Source organism: Agrobacterium sp. InxBP2 (assembly GCF_026191755.1).
Classification (GTDB): domain Bacteria; phylum Pseudomonadota; class Alphaproteobacteria; order Rhizobiales; family Rhizobiaceae; genus Agrobacterium; species Agrobacterium pusense.
Genome location: NZ_JAINDY010000023.1, coordinates 68,720 through 88,909, shown reverse-complemented (window position 1 = coordinate 88,909; position 20,190 = coordinate 68,720). Strand labels below are relative to the sequence as shown.

General features: G+C 59.6%; 16 protein-coding genes. 9 read left to right on the top strand and 7 right to left on the bottom strand.

Translation table 11 applies throughout. The features are described 5' to 3' along the window. Positions 1-74 precede the first annotated feature (74 nt). Together K7A42_RS07165 and K7A42_RS07160 are read right to left on the bottom strand one after the other, a co-directional pair. Complete coding sequence (locus K7A42_RS07165) at positions 75-2,162, bottom strand: ABC transporter substrate-binding protein (RefSeq protein ID WP_174150450.1); 2,088 nt, start codon at positions 2,160-2,162, stop codon at positions 75-77. 104 nt (positions 2,163-2,266) lie between these two features. Next, positions 2,267-3,733, bottom strand: a complete 1,467-nt coding sequence (locus K7A42_RS07160; RefSeq protein WP_108081314.1) for an alpha-glucosidase/alpha-galactosidase — start codon at positions 3,731-3,733, stop codon at positions 2,267-2,269. Between the two features lie 198 nt (positions 3,734-3,931). Here K7A42_RS07160 and K7A42_RS07155 point away from each other — a divergent pair, with 198 nt between their 5' ends. Next, positions 3,932-4,819 (top strand): AraC family transcriptional regulator, encoded by an 888-nt coding sequence (locus K7A42_RS07155; RefSeq protein WP_108081313.1) that lies wholly within the window; start codon positions 3,932-3,934, stop codon positions 4,817-4,819. A gap of 77 nt (positions 4,820-4,896) precedes the next feature. Then, positions 4,897-5,364 carry a hypothetical protein gene (locus K7A42_RS07150; protein WP_108081312.1) on the top strand — a complete coding sequence of 156 codons (468 nt, stop codon included), beginning with the start codon at positions 4,897-4,899 and terminating at the stop codon, positions 5,362-5,364. A 10-nt stretch (positions 5,365-5,374) separates the two neighbouring features. Here the strand turns inward: K7A42_RS07150 and K7A42_RS07145 are convergent, their stop codons facing one another. The 3 genes from K7A42_RS07145 to K7A42_RS07135 are packed head-to-tail and all read right to left on the bottom strand — an operon-like array spanning position 5,375 to position 9,931. Then, positions 5,375-6,286, bottom strand: coding sequence for a DMT family transporter (locus tag K7A42_RS07145; protein ID WP_112552783.1), 912 nt, complete (start codon positions 6,284-6,286; stop codon positions 5,375-5,377). Further along, positions 6,283-8,685 carry a PIG-L family deacetylase gene (locus K7A42_RS07140; RefSeq protein WP_174150452.1) on the bottom strand — a complete coding sequence of 801 codons (2,403 nt, stop codon included), beginning with the start codon at positions 8,683-8,685 and terminating at the stop codon, positions 6,283-6,285. Before K7A42_RS07140 ends, K7A42_RS07145 begins: the two co-directional genes overlap by 4 nt. Positions 8,686-8,704: 19 nt before the next feature. Then, complete coding sequence (locus K7A42_RS07135; protein ID WP_174150453.1) at positions 8,705-9,931, bottom strand: ROK family transcriptional regulator; 1,227 nt, start codon at positions 9,929-9,931, stop codon at positions 8,705-8,707. Between the two features lie 251 nt (positions 9,932-10,182). On the opposite strand from K7A42_RS07135, the gene K7A42_RS07130 reads away from it, so the two are divergent. Genes K7A42_RS07130 through K7A42_RS07105 form a run of 6 tightly spaced genes read left to right on the top strand, consistent with a single transcriptional unit; the run spans position 10,183 to position 16,683 of the window. Beyond that, the gene (locus tag K7A42_RS07130) at positions 10,183-11,436 is read left to right on the top strand and encodes an extracellular solute-binding protein (RefSeq protein ID WP_037092597.1); all 1,254 of its coding nucleotides are present in this window, start codon (positions 10,183-10,185) and stop codon (positions 11,434-11,436) included. A 17-nt stretch (positions 11,437-11,453) separates the two neighbouring features. Continuing rightward, positions 11,454-12,395, top strand: coding sequence for a carbohydrate ABC transporter permease (locus K7A42_RS07125; RefSeq protein ID WP_111813810.1), 942 nt, complete (start codon positions 11,454-11,456; stop codon positions 12,393-12,395). Beyond that, the gene (locus K7A42_RS07120; protein WP_006697289.1) at positions 12,392-13,234 is read left to right on the top strand and encodes a carbohydrate ABC transporter permease; all 843 of its coding nucleotides are present in this window, start codon (positions 12,392-12,394) and stop codon (positions 13,232-13,234) included. Before K7A42_RS07125 ends, K7A42_RS07120 begins: the two co-directional genes overlap by 4 nt. A 4-nt stretch (positions 13,235-13,238) precedes the next feature. Beyond that, positions 13,239-14,753, top strand: a complete 1,515-nt coding sequence (gene argH / locus K7A42_RS07115) for an argininosuccinate lyase (RefSeq protein ID WP_174150454.1) — start codon at positions 13,239-13,241, stop codon at positions 14,751-14,753. Further along, positions 14,753-15,793 carry an ABC transporter ATP-binding protein gene (locus K7A42_RS07110; protein WP_006697291.1) on the top strand — a complete coding sequence of 347 codons (1,041 nt, stop codon included), beginning with the start codon at positions 14,753-14,755 and terminating at the stop codon, positions 15,791-15,793. Before argH ends, K7A42_RS07110 begins: the two co-directional genes overlap by 1 nt. Continuing rightward, positions 15,790-16,683, top strand: coding sequence for a carbohydrate kinase family protein (locus K7A42_RS07105; RefSeq protein WP_112766400.1), 894 nt, complete (start codon positions 15,790-15,792; stop codon positions 16,681-16,683). Before K7A42_RS07110 ends, K7A42_RS07105 begins: the two co-directional genes overlap by 4 nt. A 15-nt stretch (positions 16,684-16,698) precedes the next feature. Here K7A42_RS07105 and betC read toward each other — a convergent pair whose 3' ends face one another. Continuing rightward, a complete protein-coding gene (betC, locus tag K7A42_RS07100) occupies positions 16,699-18,213 on the bottom strand; it encodes a choline-sulfatase (protein WP_174150455.1) in 1,515 nt (504 codons plus the stop codon). 14 nt (positions 18,214-18,227) lie between these two features. Then, positions 18,228-19,181 (bottom strand): choline ABC transporter substrate-binding protein, encoded by a 954-nt coding sequence (gene choX, locus K7A42_RS07095; RefSeq protein ID WP_004444697.1) that lies wholly within the window; start codon positions 19,179-19,181, stop codon positions 18,228-18,230. Between the two features lie 94 nt (positions 19,182-19,275). Between choX and K7A42_RS07090 the strand changes: the two genes are divergently transcribed. Continuing rightward, positions 19,276-20,172 (top strand): choline sulfate utilization transcriptional regulator, encoded by an 897-nt coding sequence (locus K7A42_RS07090; RefSeq protein WP_004444701.1) that lies wholly within the window; start codon positions 19,276-19,278, stop codon positions 20,170-20,172. The last annotated feature ends 18 nt before the right edge of the window (positions 20,173-20,190 follow it).

The following is a 20,190-nucleotide window of genomic DNA, read 5'->3' as shown; positions in this document are numbered from 1 at the left end:
GTGTGCTCCGGGAGGAGTTCTTCAGGTTTTCGTACTTCCGGACATAATGGCGTTACGCACCTTTACCGGAAGCTTCAGTTGATCGGCCCGCCCTCGCCCGGCTTGCCGGGAAGCTGCTCAGGGAAAAGTTCGTATTTGCCCTGCTTGTCGGCCGCGACCCACAGGCGTTCGCGGATGATGGCGTCTTCGGCCCAGTTGAACATGAAGATCGGCGTACCCTGCGGCACATTGGAGAACCGCTTGTTGACGATGAGCGCACCGGGATATTCGGTGAGGCCAATCGTGTAGAGGTTCTGCGTATAGACCTTCTGGTACTGCTTCATCAGCTCGGCCCGCTCGGCATTGTCCTGCGAAGATATGAACTTGCGCACAATGTCGGCCATGTCCTTCTCGAAGGGCATCAGGTCCAGTTCCTTGCCTTCGGGTGCGCGGTGGTTCCAGCTGGTGCGCGGCCCGACAGGGGCCAGTTGCTCGGTATTCTGCACCACGGATGAAAGCTCGGTGGAATTGCGCCGCACCAGCCAGTCAAACTGCCCGCCATAATGGGCGGCGTCACGCTGGTTTGAATCGAGGCTATTGATGACGACGCGCAGGCCGAGTTTCGCCATCTGGCCGACAAGACCTTCTGCAAGGCTCTTGTCCGTCGCATAACCGTTGTTGACGAGAAGGGTAATCTCGACATTACGGCCGCCAAGCGTTTCCTTGGGGAAATTCAGGAAACCGTCGCCGTCAGTGTCTTTCAGGCCAATCGAAGCCAGCGCCGCCTTGGCAGCCTCGAGGTTGAAGGGGTAATAGACCGTCGAAGCACGATCATAGAAGCTTGTCCCCGACGAAATACCACCCGGATAGATCGCCGTGAAAGGCCCCTTGACGAGCGAGTCACCGATCGCCTTGCGATCAAGAGCGGAGGTGACGGCCTGGCGGAACACCTCGTTACGGTTCAGCTCACGAATGGCCTGCCCGCGCTCATCCGGATTGCCCCAGCCATTGGCGGAAAAATTCATCTGCAGATTATAGCCGATAAGGCGCGGTCCAAAGGCAAGGCGGGCTGGCGCATTGGGGTCAGCGGCGCGTTTCAGCGAGGCGACGAAATTCTCCGGCTGCTCGAGATTGGAGAAATCGCCCGATCCCGCCACGGCCTGCACGTCACGGTCCGCCCAGGTGGAGAGCTTGTAATGGACTTCATTGAGATAGGGCAACTGCTGGCCTTTCTCGTCCACTTTCCAGTAATAGGGGTTGCGCCGCAGCACGATGAGATCATCCGGCCGGTATGACACCGGCACCCATGCGCCCATGACCGACATGTTCATATACTCAGGCGGGAACGCGTTTTTGAACTGGTTATAGGTGTTCTTGGAATATTTCGGATGCTGGGGTTTCAGAATATGCGACGGCCCGGGGCAGAAGCTCGGATAGGCCATGGTGTAGAGATATTGCTTCGGGAACGCCGCCTTGAACGTCCATTCGACGGTATAGTCATCGATCTTCTTCAGCGTCGTTCCCTCACCGAAAGCCTCAGGCGATGCACCACCGCCAAGCGGTGAGACATTGGGATCGATGACGGCGTCTTCCCAGTAGAACATCACGTCATCGGCGTTGAAGGGCTCGCCATCCGACCATTTGGCACCCTTGACGAGATGCATCGTCAGCTTGTGGCCATCTTCCGACCACTCCCAGCTTTTGGCCAGATTAGGCAGCGGCTCGGTATCCTTGGCATCTACCTGGAACAGTGGCGCGGTGCGCGTCAGGCACTCGGAAAGGGCGATATCGATGCCGCCCCAGCCCTGGCTCTGGCCGGCAATATAGTTCCAGCCCTCCGGCCTGCCGCCGACGACATGGCGCATTGTGTCACCATAAACGCCGGCGCCGTCAGGCATGTTGGCCGCCTTGTAGACCAGCGGCTCCTCGGGCAGGCGCTCTTTCAGCGGCGGCAGCTTGCCGGTCTTTTCGAATTTCTCGATAATCCAGTCGGGTTCGCTGTAGCTTGGCAGCGCCTTGAATTCGAGGATCGAGTCGCGCGCGACATAGTTGATCTTGCCTTCGGCCGGAAATTGCGGCGGCTCGGGCGGCGTCGTGGTCTCGAAGGCATTCGCATTGAGTGCGATCATCGAAACACCGAACCCCAGTGCCGAGATGATACCAATTCTGCGTTGAAGTAACATCGTCATTCCTCCCAAATGGCAGCTTTCACCGCCGACCCTCTCTCATCGTTGAGACCGGACGGCGAACTCCCTTCCGCCGCCGGCCTTTTCCCATGTCTTTTCCTTCAAACGGCCTTTTTCAGTGCCGATTTCTCGGCCCGCAATTCCTCGATGGAACGCACGTTGCGGCGCGCGGCACCCGCCCAGTCACGGGTCTTGACGCTGGACTTCGCAAGTCGCTCCTTCGCCGCCGGAACGGCATCGGCATATTGCGGCAGCCAGCGCGCCTGAGCGACAACCATCTCGTCCACCATCTGCCAGACCTCCTCCGGCGTGGCGACGGCGCCGACCAGCGGATCATGCAGCACGGCGAGTTTCAAAAGATCGATATCGCCGCTGACTGCCGCATGGACCGACATGCGCTGCACGTTGATGGACGCCATGCAGGTGGCCGCACAGGCTTCCGGCAACGTGATGCCGGAGACCATATTGATGCCGAAACGGTCGACAAAACCGGGCGATTCGATGATGGCGTCCGCCGGCAGATTGCTGATGACGCCATTGTTCTTGACGTTGAAGTGGCCGCGATAGACACGCCCGGTCTCCAGCGCCTCAAGAATATGGCTTGCATGTTCGTTGGAGCGCTTTGCCGGATCGATCGGCTTGTCGGCCGATGCGAGAAACTGCGGGAATTCCGTTTCGAACCAGTTGCGCGTTTCGGTGGAGTGGCGGAGATAACCGCCGGTTTCCCCGTGAATCCAGTCGGACATGTCGATCCAGCGGGCGATTTCCTCTGGCCGCTTACGATACCATGGAAGATATTCGGAGAGATGGCCGTTGCTTTCGGTCGAATAGACGCCGAAGCGCTTCAGCACGTCGATGCGAAGCTTCTCCTGCTGCGAGAAGACCGGATGCGCCTCAAACGCGGCAACCAGCTCGTCCTTACCGATCTTGCGGCCATTGAGCCGCAGATCGATGAACCATGTCTGGTGGTTGATGCCGGAGCAGATGTAATCGAGTTCTGCCGGGGATTTCGCACCGAGGATTTCGGCAATCTGTTCCGCCCCGTGCTGAACGCCATGGCAGAGACCGACCGTATCCACCTTGCCATATTCGATGGCTGCCCAAGTGTTCATGGCCATGGGGTTGGCATAGTTCAGGAACTTTGCGCCGGGTGCCCCGACCTCGCGGATATCCTTGCAGAAATCGAGAATGACGGGAATGTTGCGCTGACCGTAGAGAATTCCGCCGGCGCAGATTGTATCGCCTACGCACTGGTCGATGCCGTATTTCAGCGGAATGCGGATATCGTCCGCATAGGCTTCGAGCCCGCCGACCCGCACGCAGCTGATGATGTATTTCGCGCCCTCCAGCGCCCGGCGGCGGTCCGTATGGGCGGTCACCTTCACGGGGAAACCATTTGCCTCAACGATCTTGTCAAGGATCGCCCTGATCATATCGAGATTGTGCTGGCTGATATCCGTGAGCGCGACTTCAATATCGCGAAACTCCGGCACACACAGGAGATCGGTGAACAGTTTTTTCGTGAAACCGACGCTGCCTGCGCCAATAATAGCGATTTTGAAACTCATAACGCCACCTCTGTTGCAAATCGAATCGGTGAAACGGGCCGACGGATCGTGAAATGGCATTGCAGAAAAATACCCGTGAGAATCCCGGAAAACCGGCCTTCCTCTCCAATTTTTCAGCAACAATATCCTGCTGGCTGTCTCCTCGGATCGGGATTATGCGTATAATATCGGCGAGGACCAGAGAAGGATTATGCTTTCATGGGTAATTTTGTGCTGCGCGATTTGATCGATCAGGGACCCGGCATGCGCACCGTCTCACTGCCGCGCGGCCGTCAGACGCTGCACACCATGCCGACCAGCAGCGGTTATGAAATCCGCCGTGGTGGCAATTACGACTGGGATGGGCGCAAGCGCGGCCAGACGCCGTTCACCGTGCTACAATATTGTATCGGCGGACAGGGCAACCTGCGTTACGAGAACCGCCATTACGTGGTGAGACCGGGCGAAACCTTGCTGCTGCTCATTCCCCATAATCATCGCTACTGGCTGGAAGAAGGCAAGGAGTGGGAATTCTTCTGGATTTCCATGAATGGCGAGGAAGCCCTGCGCATTCACCGCAATATCCTCTCCGTCACCGGTCCGATACTCAAGCTCCAGCCCGAGACCGTGGATCATCTTGCCGAATGCTGTTCGCGCCTCGTCAATGGCGCGGAAACGCCGGGGGCCGCCTCAGCCGTCGCTTACGAGGCGGCGATGACACTTTACGATGATGTCTTCGGCTCGCACCCTTCCTTTAGTGGCGAATATCGCACCATGCAGCAGGTGCTGAGCTACATAGACAGCCATCTCGGCGAACGGCTCTCGGTCAGTGACCTTGCTGATGTGGCGGGCTTGAGCCGTGCGCATTTCTCCCGCATCTTCACGGCAAGCGAAGGTATGCCGCCTGCGGAATTTGTGCTGCAACGTCGCCTGCGCCGGGCAGCCAAACTTCTCACCTCGGCTGCGAACATTCCGATCAAGGAGGTGTCCGTGCTTTGTGGTTTCGAGGATCCCAACTATTTTTCCAAAGTCTTCCGCAGACTTTATGGCACCAACCCCAGCGAATTCCGCACCACCGGCATGTATGCGAGCGTCCGCCAGGGCTGACACAAAATGCGACTTCGTTTTGACATGTTTCAGGCGATTAAGAATGGGCGTTGCGCCCTTTTTGGAGACCTATCAAGGTGAACAGCAAAATCCGGACGATCCTCGTCTTACCGATCAGGGCCATCATCGTTTTCGCCCTCGTTCTCGACGGCATTTTCCGTCCGCTCTACCGGCCGGTCATTGCGGCCATATCGAACCTGACATTCATCCAGAGGCTGGAAAACCGGATCGCGCGATTGCCGCGCCTTGCCATTCTTCTCTGTCTTGCCGTCCCCTTTGCGATTGCCGAGCCGATGAAGATCGTCGGCCTCGTCCTCATCGCCCATGGCGCTTTCAAGTCGGGGGTGGTTCTGACGATCCTTGCCCATCTTTCGACCTTCCTGATTGTCGAGCGCATCTACCATGCCGGCCGGGAAAAGCTTCTCACCTATGGCTGGCTCGCCTGGATCATGCGCTATGTGCGTTTTGCCCGTTCGTTTTACGACCGTTTGAAACTTGCGGCGCTCAGCTGGATTAGGCTTCGGGTCCTTGCACAATCGCGATAGAACCTGCCCGTCATCTTTTGCGGCGCAGCCTTTTCAAGAGATATTCCGCAAGCGCAGTCGATTGCAGCGACACGAGAATGATGACGATGCCGAACACAACGCGGGCTTCAGGCACTTCGTCGAACAGAAAATATCCGACCGCAGTCACAAACAGGATCGACAGATAGCTGACCGGCGCAAGGACGCTTGCATCCGCGATACGATAGGCCCGCAGGAAGCAATATTGTCCCATCTGCGCCAGCAATCCGATGCCGAGCAACGGAACCCAGTCAAATGACGCAACCGGCTTCCATGTCCAGATTGCCGGAATGGCGGTGATGACGGCGAGGCCCACCGTATAGAACACCATCATGACAGTGGTGTTCTCCCGCCGCAGCGCTCGTGTCTGGATAACCGCAAGCGCACCGAACACCACCGATATCAGCACAACGATCACGCCCACGCCAAATTCCGCGCCGCCCGGCCCAATGACGACCAGAACGCCGACAAATGCAAGACAGGCTCCCGCCCAGCGAAAGCGGCTCACGCTTTCGCCAAGAAAGGCGACAGCCATCGCCATCGTCACCAATGGCCGGGAAAAACCAAGGGCATTGACGGTCGCAAGCGGCAACAGGGTGATGGCGATGAAATTGCTGGTGAGGGCGATGGCATTGCAGCAGATGCGGAAAATGTTACGCCAGGGATATTGGATGCGCGCCACTTCTCCCCGGTGCCGCCAGATGAGTGGCAGGATGAACATCAGGCCAATCATCGCCCTGATGAAGACGAGCTGGAAGGCGGGATAGGTGACGCCTTGCGCCTTGACGAGCGCGGTCATACCGCCCGCAACAAGGGTCATGTCCAGCAACAGCCAGCCTATGCCCGCGCGGGTGTCCGTTTCGCGAGGGCCTTGCTGTTCTTCGCTTTGATCGTCGCCATTCACGCCGGTTGCACAAGATTGGCCATGAGGCGGAAAGCGCCAGGCACAAGCTTGTCCATCTGGTGATGCAGCACGAGGCTGGTATGGGTATGCCTACCCTTGCCGATGACGCCCGAAACCAGCGCACCCTTCAGCGGCTGCTCATCGACATCATGCATGGCGAGCAATGGCTCGTAGACATCATCCCAGCGCGAGGCGAAATAAAGCCCACGCTCTTTGTCCCAGCCCCCCCAGTCGGCGGCATCAATCCTGTTCGGCCCGGCAAGCAGCGGATGGTCGGGCAAGAGCACCGTTACCTCCGCCTGAGGATCGGTCACACGCCAGCGCAGGGAAGGCTTGCCGATCTCAAGACGCCGGACGGGTGTCGTTTCCGGACTCCATCCGTCAGCCGGCCGGTGATAGAGCGTGACCAGATGACCGCCGTTTTCGACGAAGCGGTGAAGTTTCTCCGTCTCGGCAGCGAGATCCCTGCGGATGCCGAAGGCGAAGATGCCGATAACGATCGTCGTAAAGGAAGACAGGTCCCCGCCAAGCGCCTGAGCGTCGAGGTCGGTGACATCGAGTCCCATTCGCGACAGCCAAAGACCCACCCTGTCAGCACCACCACCGACATAGCCGATCCGCGCCTTCTCGGGCAGCTTCAGGTCCAGCGAGAGGATTTTCAGAACGGACGGCGCCAGAAATCTTGCCCGACCGATGTGCGGATAAGCGATCGGCGTTATATGAAAAGCGGGTTGCGCACCGACAAGCGCCTCGATCTGGGCAAGGCCCACCCGGGCGTCGCCGTTACGTTCGGCAATCCAGTCGCCGCCGTTCTTGCGCAGGTTCCAGCCGCCCGTGTTCCTGAACGACAGCGACGCATCGGCGCCCTTTATATTCGCCTGAAAGACATGCGCCTCCTGCCCCTGTCCGAGCGGAACCAGAAGAGCGTCCGGCGCAATGGTCAGCGACTGCGCCGGCGTCACGAAAAACGGTTCCTCAAGGTCGAAGGCGGCCGAAACCGTTCTGCCTTCAACTGTTGCGGAAAGCCGCACTGAGGCATGGCCATTGCCGCCCATGGCTTTCCAGTCAGGCTGATACAGCCCGGAAACAGGTGCATCCTGATCCGCGACAAGCGTAAAGACCCGCCTCTCGCCAAGCGACTGGATGGATGACGATACACCTGATGGCAGGACCGGGGTGACCTCAACGTCAATGTGAGCCGCCTTATCTGAAAGCTCCACGGAAAGAACCGACGTTCCGCCCGGAACGATCTCCGCCGGCTCGGCGTAGGCCCGCTCGAAAACATCAAGCGCCGTCAGGATGGCGGCATCGACCTGCGCCCGCTTGCGCCCGATCCGATGTCCGTGCACTTCCCTGAAATCCGCAGTGGCGGATTCGTCCACCGTCTGCAAAAGCGCTGCCGCAGCAAGAAGTGACGCCGTGATCCGCTGCCTGTCGGGAAAGGCTGATATCGCTTCGCTTATCGCCTGTTCCGCCTTGACCAGCGCCTTTGCCAATTCGGTATCCAGGCCCGGGAACACCGCAAGGTCTGACAACGAAGACGGCAGCCCGTCGAGGATCGAGTGTTCTTGGCCCCCTGCATCACTGGCGAGTTCAAGATGCAGCGGCCAGACCTCCTGCGCCAGCTTAGGCCAATGTCCCATTCCCTGAGAAGCGTGATAATAACGCGACCATTCGCCGATCCGGTCATATTGCGCGCCAGTCGCCTGCTCCCTGCCGCGAGCGTTTACCGTTACGGTCGTCTCCGGCGGCGGCACTTCGTCATCATAGGTGTCACCACCGCCCGACCACGCGGGAAGGTAATATTTCGCCACCTGCCACGGCTTCAGCCCCTCTGTAAGATGTTCAGGATAGGCCGCAGGGTCCGCCGCCAGCGCGATGGCGCTCTTTGCCGCACGCGTCATGGCGCGGTGGTGCCCATGTTGTCCCGGCACATCGAGAAAGGTCGGGATGACGATATCCGGCCGCTCCTTGCGATAGGCGCGCACCAGCCGCTCAATGATGCGCTGCTGCCCCCAGCGGCCAAAGGTCTGGTCGCCATCCTTGGAGAACCCGAAGTCATGAATGAGATCCGCCGGCCCATGGCCGAGCCAGCTGATATCCGCATCGATGACGCGGGCCGCCTCCTCCAGCTCCCGCGAGCGGATGACGCCGAGCGCGCCAAGCCTTTCCGGCCCCAGCGCATTCTGACCGCCCTCGCCACGTGTCGAGCAGGCGATGATGGTACGCATGCCAAGCTCCATGCGGAAATAGGCAAGCAACCCGTTCTGCTCGTCGTCCGGATGCGCGCCGGTATGCATGACGGTCACCGTGGACTTCAGCGCGCTCAGCCTGCGATGCAGGCGTATGAGCCACGGATCGGCCATTTGCCGTTCGATGCGCTCCCGGGGGGTAAGCATGGGCGGTCTCCTCCAATATTCAGCCGGGTGCCTGCGCTGCGGCTCCCATGGATGTCTCAAGTTTTGGCGTGACGATATCGAAAAGCGGCAAGGCGGCAGCGCCGAGGGCAGCAGTCAACTGCCCGGACTTGCCATGGATGACACGCGGAAGTTCCCGCTGCCTGCGACTTGCGACCGAGGTCGGCAAAGGCCCCATCCGTGCAATGATTTCACTGATGATGACCTCAGGCAGAGCGCCGCCGAGAATGACTGTCTGCGGATCGAGAATATTCTCGAGCATCGCCACCATGGGCGCCAGATGCGCCGCAGCTTCGTCGATCCATTCCCTCACCACGGGATGGCCTGCCTTGAACAGGGCCTCCAGATCATCAAGTTCCGTATCCGCAACACCGGCGCATACAAGCTTTCCCTTCAGTACATAGACTGAGGCATAAGCCTCCAGGCACCCTCTCTGCCCGCAGGAAGGACAAGGCCTTCCCCTCGGCGAAACAGTCACATGGCCGATTTCGCCGGCATTCCCGAATGCACCGCGATAGGGCGCGCCATCTTGGATGATGCCGAGTCCGATACCGACGCCGAAATAGATCATGCAGAAATTCGGGATCGCCAGACCGGCACCAAACAGCCGTTCCCCGACTGCTGCGGCCGTGGCATCGTTTTCAACCACGACCGGCTGGCCGCAGGCTTCGCCCAGCATCTGCCGGGCATCAATGCCGCCCCAGCCGGAAAGCGTCGTCGGTCCCACCGAAGTCATGCCATCGATCTCGAAGGGACCGGGCATGACGACCCCGGTGCCGAGCAGCCTGCAGCCTAGATTTTTGGCAACGGCGTCATGCTCGGCGGCAAAGGTCTTGAATATGGCTTCCGGTGTCGTGTCCGAGAGCGGCGTGATGCGCTGCGTGCGAAGAACGCCGGCGAGATCAAGACCGACGGTGACCATATGGTCGGCGGCGATTTCCACGCCGATCGTCGCCCCGCCATCCGGGTTGACCGAAAACTGGATCGGCGGTTGGCCGCGACCGGAGCGACGACGGCCGAGCTCCTTCAGCAACTCCTCGCCGATGAGTTCATCGACGATATTGGCGACCGCCTGCGGCGTCAGATGCGTGATCTTGGCGATCTGGGCGCGGCCGAGGGAGCCGTGCCGCCGGACAATATCGAGGACGACTCGCCTGTTATGTTCGCGGCTCCGCTCAGGGTTTTTTCCGATTGCTACGGGATAAGCGTCCACCGTGTGCACCGTCATCTCTTCAACTTCCCGTCTGTTAGAAAATTAATAGCGTCGAACCGACGATAAGCGCAATATAATAATTCAAGTAAATTATCTTATTGACAAATGCCTGCCTTCAGAGAACCGTAAGAGCGACCGGGGGTCAGGCTTGCCCGGGCGGAAGAGGAAACTCCGCCACCGGCAGATCGATGAGCGCGCGCGAAAGCGCGGAAAAGGGAACGATGGCTTCGCATCCGGAAGACCGGGCGGAGGAAAAGGAGGCTTACATGCGCAGGGCAACTCTGTTCGCCGGCTTGGTTGCCGGTTTCAGCACATTTGCATTCAACGCCGCGCAGGCGGTCGAAATCGAATATTGGCAATATGTCTTCGACACCCGCGTGAAGGCCATGGACGAGCTGATCGCACAATTCCAGAAGGCCAATCCCGACATCACCGTCAAGCAGGTAACCTTCCCTTATGCCGATTACCAGACGCGCGTGATTGCCGCCAATATGTCCGGCAAGGGCCCGGACGTGATGCAGCTGTTTTACGGCTGGCTCGACAAGTTCGCAGCGGGCGGGATTTTGCAGCCATTGCCAACAGACGCTTTCCCGCATGACAAGATCGAAAGCGAATTTTTCCCGATCGTCAGCGCCATGAAACGCGGCGAGGACTATTACGGCCTGCCGACCGCGGTTCGTTCGCTTGCACTGTTCTACAACAAGAAGCTCTTTACCGAGGCGGGTCTCGATCCCGCAAATCCGCCGAAGACGCTCGATGAATTCGTCGCCGCCGCGCAAAAGATCGCCAAGCACGATGCCGCCGGCAATCTCACCGTCGCCGGTTCCACGCTCGATATGGGCGGACAGGATCACCAGTGGTGGCGTGAGGTGCTCATCCGCCAATATGGTGGCGAGCCCTATACCGACAACGACCAGAAGGTCGCATATAATAGCGAGCCCGGCATCCAGGCTCTGAAATTCTACACCAGTCTGCAGCTCGAAAAAAAGATCGGTCAGGCGGGTTTCATGGATGAAGGCCAGGCCGCCTTCCGTGCGGGCAAGGCGGGCATGACCATCGACGGCACTTTCCGGCTGGGCTCGTTCCGCACCATCAAGGATTTCGAGTGGGGCGTGACCGAACTTCCGACCAATGACAAGAATATCCGCTCCAACTATGCGAGCTATTTCGCCAACGGCATCAGCGCCAAGACAACGGGTGAAGAGCTTGAGGCGTCCAAGAAGTTCCTCGCCTATATCTCTTCACCGGAAGCCATGGCGATCTGGCTGAAGACAGTGGGCGAACTGCCGGCGAGACGCTCCGCAGCGCTGACCGAAGAAAACCTGAAGGACCCGATCTACGCGCCGTTCCTGAAGGGTCTGGAATATGCCCACACGACACTGTTCATGGATGAGGCCGCCCAGCGCCAGAACGCCATTGACATGACCAACCGGGTCCTGCTCGAGGGCCAGTCGGTTGAAGATTCCATCAAGCAGGCCGCCGAGGCCGAGCAGGAAATCATCGACGCGGCGAAACCCTGAAAACCGCAGGTCCAACCATGACAGCGACAGATCAACAGGGGGCGGTATCCGGCCGCCCCGGCGGCTCCTTTGGGGACCGTCTTTCCATGCGCACCAAACGGCTCTTATGGATATGGAGCTTTCTGGCGATCCCTATCCTGTTTTACAGCATCATCCGTTTTTACCCGACGCTTCAGGCCTTCTATCTGTCCTTCACCAACTGGGACCTGCTGAGGCCGGCAAAGTTCATTGGCGTTGCCAATTACGTCAAGCTCTTCAAGGACCCGCAATTCTGGAAGGTGTTCAAGAACACCTTCGCGTATCTCATCGTCGGCACGCCGATCAGCCTCGTGCTCGCCTTCGTCATCGCCTTTTATCTCGACCGCGTACGCATCCTGCACGGTTTCATCCGCGCGCTTTATTTCCTGCCCTATCTGACGACGGCGGCCGCGATGGCCTGGGTCTGGCGCTGGTTCTATCAACCGCCGCCCATCGGCATCATCAACGACGTCTTCGCAATTCTCGGCATTCCGCAGCAACCCTTCATCCGCTCTACGGACCAGGCGCTCTATTCGATCATGGTGACAGCCATCTGGGCAGGCCTTGGCTTCCAGATCATCATCTTCATGGCCGGGCTGCGCGCCATTCCAACGACATTTTACGAAGCCGCCCGCATCGACGGGCTGGGCGAATGGGCGATCCTGCGCAAGATCACGCTTCCGCTTCTGAAACCCACCACGGTCTTCCTCGTGGTCTTCTCGTCCATCGGTTTCCTGCGCATCTTCGACCAGGTCTACAACATGACGACCAATGATCCGGGCGGACCGCTCGGCTCAACGAAACCGCTTGTGCTGATGATCTATCAGACGGCGTTCAATTCCTATGCCATGGGTTATGCCGCAGCGCAGACGGTCGTCCTGTTTACCATTCTTCTCGTCGTATCGCTGATCCAGCTCTGGGTCCTGAGGGAAAAGAAATGAGCGAAGCAAAGCCACTTTCCCACGCCCGTATCCGCCCCGGTCGCATTCTCGCCTGGACGTTGCTGTTCATAGGCGGCCTGATCATGGTTTCGCCGCTACTATTCATGTTCTCGACCTCGTTCAAGACGGCGGACCAAGTCTATGATCTCAGGCTCATTCCCGCAGCACCGACGCTTGCCAACTATATCACGGTCATGGCCGACGGCCGTTTCCTGCGCTGGTTCTTCAACTCAATGCTGGTTGCGGTCATCGTTACCGTCTCCAACTGCTTCTTTGACAGTCTGGTCGGGTACACGCTAGCGAAGTTCGAGTTTCGCGGCCGCTATTTCATCTTCCTCGCCATCCTGTCGACGCTGATGATCCCGACCGAAATGCTCGTCATTCCCTGGTATCTGATGTCCAGCCAGCTGGGCTGGCTCGACAGCTACTGGGGCATCATGTTCCCGGGCATGATGACGGCCTTCGGCACCTTCCTGATGAAGCAGTTCTTCGAGACGGTTCCGAACGACTTCATCGAGGCCGCGCGCGTCGACGGGCTGAACGAATTCCAGATCTGGTGGAAAGTCGCCCTGCCGCTGGTGACGCCCGCGCTCTCCGCGCTCGCGATCTTCACCTTCTTAGGGAACTGGACAGCATTCTTCTGGCCGTTGATCGTCACGACAAGCAAGGAGCTCTACACCCTGCCGGTCGGCCTTTCGAGCTTTGCCGTGGAACAGCAGATCCAGTGGGAAATGATCATGACGGGCGCAGCCATTGCGACCATCCCCACCCTCATCGTCTTCATCGTCCTGCAACGCTACATCGTTCGCGGTGTGATGCTGGCGGGCCTGAAAGGATAACATCATGGCCGATATCAACCCGCGCCAGTCGGATACCAGCAAGTTTCCCGACCCTGTCTACAAGGAAACCGTGCTGCGCCCGCTTTTCGACGGCGCCAAGAACCACCACGTAGATGGGTTCCGCCGCATAGACCGCGCCCACCTTGTCATGCTGCGCGAGACCGGCATTCTCGATGCCGAGACGGCGGCCAAGATCGCCGGCGCACTCGAAGATATCGACAAAACCATCGAACCCGCGGAGCTTGTTTATACCGGCGAAGTCGAGGATTTCTTCTTCCTGATCGAAAAAGAGCTGAAAGCCCGCATCGGCGTCGATGTCGCCGGCCGCCTGCACACGGCCCGTTCGCGCAACGATATCGATCACACGCTGTTCAAGATCGGCCTCAAGGAAAAGATCGACACGCTCACCGTCAAGGCGCGTGTCCTGCTGAAAGCGCTGATCGATGCCGCCGAACGCAATCAAGCCACGCTGATCGTGGCTTACACCCATGGGCAGCCGGCCCAGCCCACCACCTTCGGCCACTACCTTTCCGCCGCGATCGAGGTGCTGATCCGGGATATCGAACGTTTTGCAGAGGCGCGCCGCATCGTCGATCTTTCGCCGATGGGCGCTGCCGCCATCACCACCTCGGGCTTTCCCATCGATCGGGCGCGGGTCGCCGAATTGCTGGGTTTTGCTGCACCCTTACGCAATTCCTATTCCTGCATCGCCGCCGTGGATTACACGACCGCGACCTATGGCGCGATCGAGCTGATGTTCCTGCATCTCGGACGGCTCATCCAGGATTTCCAGTTCTGGACGAGTTTCGAGGTTGGCCAGATCTACGTGCCGAATGCGCTGGTGCAGATTTCCTCGATCATGCCGCAGAAGCGAAACCCGGTGCCGATTGAACATCTGCGCCACCTCGCCAGCCAGACATTCGGGCGGGCGCGCACGGTGCTGGATGTGATGCATAATACGCCCTTCACCGACATGAATGACAGTGAGGGCGAAACGCAGGGCATGGGTTATGAGGCCTTCGCCTCTGCGGGCCGGGTTCTCGATCTTCTTGCCAGCCTCGTTGGCCAGATCAGCATCGATCCCGAAAGGGTCGACCAGAACATCCGCCGGTCGTGTATCACCATCACGGAACTGGCGGATTCGCTTGTCCGCATCGAAGACCTGTCTTTCCGCCAGGCCCATGAGATTGCCGCGACTGTTGCCAAGAGCGTCGTCGCGCTGAAAGGCGATCTGCCGAACGACGGTTACCAGCCGTTCCTCAAGGCGTTCCATCAGCTGACAGGGCGGCAAACCGGGATCGATGAGGAAAAATTCATGCAGATCGTCTCGCCCGAGCACTTCGTTGCCGTACGCAGCCGTTTCGGCGGCCCTGCGCCCGAGCCGATGCGGGAGGCGATTGCCACCTATCGCAACACGCTTGCTGCATTCGAGGCCGAAGCACGGCGATCCGCCGATCACGAAGCGGCAAAGGCCGCGGAACTCACAGAGAAATTCACCGCCCTGACGGGAGCCCGATGATGGCGACAATCGAACTCAATAAACTCGTGAAGCGCTACGGCAAGGTCGAGGCGGTCAAGGGCATCGATCTTGCCATTGAAGACGGCGAATTCGTCGTTTTTGTCGGCCCGTCCGGCTGCGGCAAATCCACCACCCTCAGAATGATCGCCGGGCTGGAAGAAATCTCCGACGGAGCGCTGAAGATCGGCGGCGACATCGTCAATGAGAAGGAACCGAAACAGCGAAACATCGCGATGGTCTTCCAGAACTATGCGATCTATCCGCATATGACGGTTCGCCAGAACATCGGCTTTGGCCTCTACACCTCGAAGCTTGACCGCGAGGAAAAGAACCGCCGCATCGAGGAGGCCGGCCGGGTGCTCGGTCTGGAGGCCCTGCTCGACCGGCGGCCGGCGGCCCTGTCAGGCGGCCAGCGGCAGCGTGTCGCCATCGGCCGCGCCATGGTGCGCGATCCCGCCGCCTTCCTGTTCGATGAGCCACTGTCTAACCTAGACGCCCAGCTGCGCGCACAGATGCGTATTGAAATCAAGCGCTTGCATCAGCGTCTTAAGACGACAACCGTTTATGTCACCCACGATCAGGTGGAAGCCATGACCATGGCCGACAGGATCGTCGTCATGAAGGACGGCCACATCCTGCAGGTCGGCACGCCAACGGAACTTTATGAAACACCCGTCGATATCTTTACCGCACGCTTCATCGGCAGCCCCTCGATGAACCTGCTGCGCGGAACCAGAGCCGGCGACAGCGTCGCGCCGTCCGCCACGGGTGAGCTTCTGATCGGCGTCCGGCCGCATGATCTGCTTGTTGGGGAGTCTGGGTCCGCTCAGGGGACGTTTACCCTGGAAGGAACGGTAACGGCAGTCGAGCCGCTCGGGCCGGAGACGCTTGTCCATCTGGACACCGACACCAGTTCGGTAATCGCCACGGCGAGAAGCAAAACCATTCCGGCCGTCGGCGGCAGGCTGCAATGCCAGGCGGCGCGAGGTTCGCTTTATCTTTTCGACGCCAAGACGGAAAAGCTTCTGGGCCGCGCATGATGACAACGGAAAAAACTGCCGTCATCAGCGTCGGCCGGATCTATTGTGACCTCATTTTCACCGGTCTTAATGAACTGCCAGTGCTCGGCCGGGAACTGTTTGCCCGAGACATGGAAATCGCCCCCGGCGGCGGAGCCTTCATTGCCGCCGCCCATTTTGCCCACGTCGGACGCCCGGTTGCTCTGCTCGCAAGGCTCGGCACCGATACATTTTCGCGCGACATCGGTGAGAAAATGGCGCAAAGCGGCGTCGACCTGCGGTTTCTGGAACATGCAGCAGATGCCGGACCGCAGGTGACGGTGGCGACGGTGGTTGGCCAGGACCGGGCATTTTTGACGCGCCGTGCCGGCGCCGCCCGTCCCTCGACGCTCGATGCCGCCTTCGCGTGGGATAACGCCCGGCATCTGCACATCGCCGAGTTCGCCACGCTGCATGAGATGCCTGATCTGGTTTCACGCGCCAAGGCAAGCGGATTGTCAGTATCGCTCGATCCAAGCTGGGATGCTTCGCTGATCTACGACAAGGGGCTGCTGAAGGCCTGTGCCGGTGTCGACGTGTTTTTGCCCAATCTTGAAGAGGCGGGAGCAATCACGGGGCATTCTGACCCGGAAAGAGCCACCCACGCCCTGTCAGAGGCCTTTCCCGTCGTGGCGCTGAAAGGCGGCGCGCAGGGCGCTTGGGTATCTTGTCGAAGGGGCTTGCAGCATCTGGCAGCCCAGGAAGTACCCGTGATCGATACGACCGGCGCCGGCGACGCCTTTAATGCCGGTTTTCTTGATGCCTGGCTTCAAGGCAGGGACGAACAGCAATGCCTCACAGCCGGGGTTGCCGCGGGCAGTCTTGCCGTGCAGGCGGCGGGCGGCGCTCCAAGGGTGTCGACCACCGCTTGAGGCACCTTGCCCGCCTCACTCGCCGCGCGGAAAACGCTGGTTTTCTTCCAGCACGTTGAGGTCCATGTGGTTACGCATGTAGCGTTCCGAAGCCTTCTGCAAGGGTTGGTAGTCCCACGGGTAATAGGCGCCGTTGCGCAGCGCCTTGTAGACCACCCAGCGCCGCGCCTGACTTTCGCGAACGGCGGCGTCGAACACCGGCAACTGCCACCGCCGGCCAATTTCGGCGGAAAGCAACGAGAGCACGTCGCTGAAAGCGGGATCGCCAGCGAGATTGGTGCGCTCTTCGGGATCGGCGTCCAGATCGTAAAGCAGCGGCGGATCGGCCTCACAGACGGACAATTTGTACCGACCGTCCCTGATGGCGACGAGCGGCGAGATCGAGCCTTCGGCCGCATATTCCATCGGCACCGGGCCGCGCCCGCCGGTGCCAGCAGCCAACGGCGCCAGATCCTCGCCATCCGTCCAGCGTTTAAGCGAGGTGATATCAAGCCCTGCCAGACCGCACAGCGTCGGCGTCACATCCAGTGTCGAGGCCGGCGTATCGATCAATGCCGGCTGCCAGCCCGGCGCGGCGATCATCAGCGGTACGCGGGCCGAGCCCTCGAAGAAGCACATCTTGAACCACAGGCCGCGCTCACCCAACATATCGCCATGGTCTGAAAGGAAGAGGACGATGGTGTCCTCCTCCATCCGCGTCGCCTTCAGGACGCCAAGGATTTCGCCGATCTTCTCGTCGATATAGGAGACGTTGGCGAAGTAACCGCGGCGTGCCCGGCGTATCTGCTCCGGCGAAATATCGAAGGCATTGTGGTCACAGGCTTCCAGCAACCGTTTCGAATGCGGGTCCTGCTGATCGAAAGCAATGGCCTCCGACTGCGGATCGAGCGCCGGGCAATCCTCATAGAGATCCCAGAATTTCCGCCGCGCCACATAGGGATCGTGCGGATGGGTGAAGCTGACCGTCAGACACCACGGCCGGTCATCGAGCCGACGAGACAGGTCATAGAGCTTGCGGGTGGCGTGGTAGGCTACCTCGTCGTCATACTCCATCTGGTTGGTGATTTCGGCAACCCCTGCACCCGTCACCGAACCCAGATTGTGATACCACCAGTCGATCCGCTCGCCCGGCTTGGTATAATCGGGCGTCCAGCCAAAATCCGCGGGATAGATGTCGGTCGTCAGACGCTCTTCGAAGCCGTGCAGCTGGTCAGGCCCGACGAAATGCATCTTGCCTGAGAGACCGGTGTAATAACCGGCTGCCCGCAGATGGTGCGCATAGGTCGGAATGTCGGAGGCGAACTCGGCGGCATTGTCGTAAACCCGCGTCCGGCTTGGCAATTGCCCGGACATTAGGGAGGCGCGGGCCGGCGCACAAAGCGGGCTGGCCGTATAGGTATTGGCGAAGCGTACAGACCGCTCCGCCAAGGCTTTCAGATGCGGTGCATGGAGAAAATCGGCCGGTCCATCGGGAAACAACGTCCCGTTGAACTGGTCGACCATCAGAATGAGGATATTGGAACGCGGCATTTCCACTTTCCGGCTCAGAGACCAAGCTTGCCCTTAACGGCATCCGCACCCGGTTTTCCATCCAGCGTGGTAACGCCCTGCAGCCAGCCATCCAGCGCTTTCGGGTTGGCCTTCACCCAGGCCGCTGCCGCGGCTTTGGAATCCTCTCCGCCGAGAATCGAACCCATGAGGGCATTTTCCATGCCGATATCGAACTTCAGGTTTTTGAAGAGCGCCGCCGCGTTGGGGCATTTTTCCGGCCAGCCGGTGCGGGCAAGCGTATAAACCTCTGCGCCGCCGAAATTCGGGCCGAAATAGGCGTCACCGCCGGAGAGATAGGCGATATCGATCTTCTCGTTCATCGGATGCGGCGCCCAGGCAAGGAAGACCACGGCCTTCTTATCCCGGCCCGCCCGTTCCACCTGCGCCAGCATGGCCTGCTCACCGGATTCGACGAGCTGCCAGCCTTTAAGGCCGAAATCATTGGCGTCTATGATCTTCTGGATATTCTGGTTGGCGGGTGCGCCGGGCTCGATGCCGTAAATCTTGCTCTCGAATTCATCGGCATGTTTGGCGAGATCGGCAAAATCCTTCACGCCCTTCTCCGCCATATAGGACGGCACCGCCAGCGTGAACTTGGCGCCCTCGAGATTCTTCGTCAAGACCTCGGCAGCTTTCGCCGAATTGAGGTCATCTACGAAGGATTTCTGCGCCGGCATCCAGTTCCCGAGGAAAACGTCAATTTCGCCGTTCTTCATCGCCTGATAGCCGATGGGCACGGAAAGCGTCTTGACGTCGGCTTCATAACCCAATGCATCGAGCAGTACCGAGGCGACGCCGTTGGTTGCGGTAATATCCGTCCAGCCGGGATCGCTTAGACGTACCAGCTTGCAGGACGCGTCATCGGCCGCCTGAAGCGGGGTGGAGAAGGCAGCCACGGACAGGAACAGGCCGGCGGCGATGCGGTGCAGATGAGAAACGGTTTTCATTGCGGCTCCCCTTGTATTAGTCCAGTTTATTGAACACCACATTGTTTTTGCCTGTGAAGCGGGTATTTTTCGATAAGTGATATAAGGAAATTTAATGTCAGACCGGCCGCTCGATCTCGGATGGATGCGCATCTTTACCGAGGTTGCCCGCCAGGGCAGCTTGACGGCGGCGGCGGGCTCCCTGCGGCTCACCCAGCCTGCCGTCAGCTATCAGATGCGCAGGCTCGAAGAGGAGCTTGGGGTGGCGCTCATCCGCCGCAAACATCGCGGCATCGATCTGACGGCAGAGGGACAAAGGCTGTTCGAGATCGTCTCCCGTAATGTCGATGCCATTGATCTCCTCGCGCAGCAGCTTCGGCGGACGGAGGAACGCCAGACCATCCGCCTGCATACGGACTATGCCTTTTCGTCATTGTGGCTCATTCCGCGGATGCACGGATTTCGAGCGCTCAACCCTGACATCAACATCCAGATCGTTGCCACGCAGGACCCGTTGGGTCAGGGCAAGCATGACAGCGACGTGATGATCATTTTCGGCACCCGGCAGGAGGCGGGTGACGGGGCCGTACTGCTGCTTTCGGAAAAAGTCACGCCGGTCTGTTCACCTGCGTTTCTGGCAGCAACGCCAGCGCCCGCAGGCGTTGCTGATTTTTCGCGGCGGAAACTCATCCACCTCGAAAATACCTCATCAGCGCACTGGTTCGACTGGCCTTCCTATTTCAAGCATTTCGGCGTTCAGAGAGGCCCCGAAAACGACGGCGGCGACATCAGCTTCAACAATTACACCATGGTGGTTCAGGCGACCATCGGAGAACAGGGCTTTGCGCTCGGCTGGGCCGGGCTCGTCGATCCACTGCTCGAGGCTGGCGTACTGGTCACGGCAGGCCCTAGCCTCGATGCACCGGGGCGCGGCTACTGGTTGATGCGGCCGAAAAGCAGCGACAGCGCGGTGAGAAAACTCACCGGCTGGCTGATTGACGAGCGGCGGTGAGGCCGCCGCAGCCGCCCC

Bases quoted from the DNA above. Each gene is read 5' to 3' on its own strand.
- argH (WP_174150454.1), top strand. From the start codon at position 13,239: ATGGCCGATATCAACCCGCGCCAGTCGGATACCAGCAAGTTTCCCGAC.
- K7A42_RS07120 (WP_006697289.1), top strand. From the start codon at position 12,392: ATGAGCGAAGCAAAGCCACTTTCCCACGCCCGTATCCGCCCCGGTCGC.
- K7A42_RS07135 (WP_174150453.1), bottom strand. From the start codon at position 9,931: ATGACGGTGCACACGGTGGACGCTTATCCCGTAGCAATCGGAAAAAAC.
- K7A42_RS07140 (WP_174150452.1), bottom strand. From the start codon at position 8,685: ATGCTTACCCCCCGGGAGCGCATCGAACGGCAAATGGCCGATCCGTGG.
- K7A42_RS07155 (WP_108081313.1), top strand. From the start codon at position 3,932: ATGGGTAATTTTGTGCTGCGCGATTTGATCGATCAGGGACCCGGCATG.
- K7A42_RS07130 (WP_037092597.1), top strand. From the start codon at position 10,183: ATGCGCAGGGCAACTCTGTTCGCCGGCTTGGTTGCCGGTTTCAGCACA.
- betC (WP_174150455.1), bottom strand. From the start codon at position 18,213: ATGCCGCGTTCCAATATCCTCATTCTGATGGTCGACCAGTTCAACGGG.
- K7A42_RS07110 (WP_006697291.1), top strand. From the start codon at position 14,753: ATGGCGACAATCGAACTCAATAAACTCGTGAAGCGCTACGGCAAGGTC.
- K7A42_RS07165 (WP_174150450.1), bottom strand. From the start codon at position 2,162: ATGTTACTTCAACGCAGAATTGGTATCATCTCGGCACTGGGGTTCGGT.
- K7A42_RS07090 (WP_004444701.1), top strand. From the start codon at position 19,276: ATGTCAGACCGGCCGCTCGATCTCGGATGGATGCGCATCTTTACCGAG.
- K7A42_RS07105 (WP_112766400.1), top strand. From the start codon at position 15,790: ATGATGACAACGGAAAAAACTGCCGTCATCAGCGTCGGCCGGATCTAT.
- K7A42_RS07160 (WP_108081314.1), bottom strand. From the start codon at position 3,733: ATGAGTTTCAAAATCGCTATTATTGGCGCAGGCAGCGTCGGTTTCACG.
- choX (WP_004444697.1), bottom strand. From the start codon at position 19,181: ATGAAAACCGTTTCTCATCTGCACCGCATCGCCGCCGGCCTGTTCCTG.
- K7A42_RS07125 (WP_111813810.1), top strand. From the start codon at position 11,454: ATGACAGCGACAGATCAACAGGGGGCGGTATCCGGCCGCCCCGGCGGC.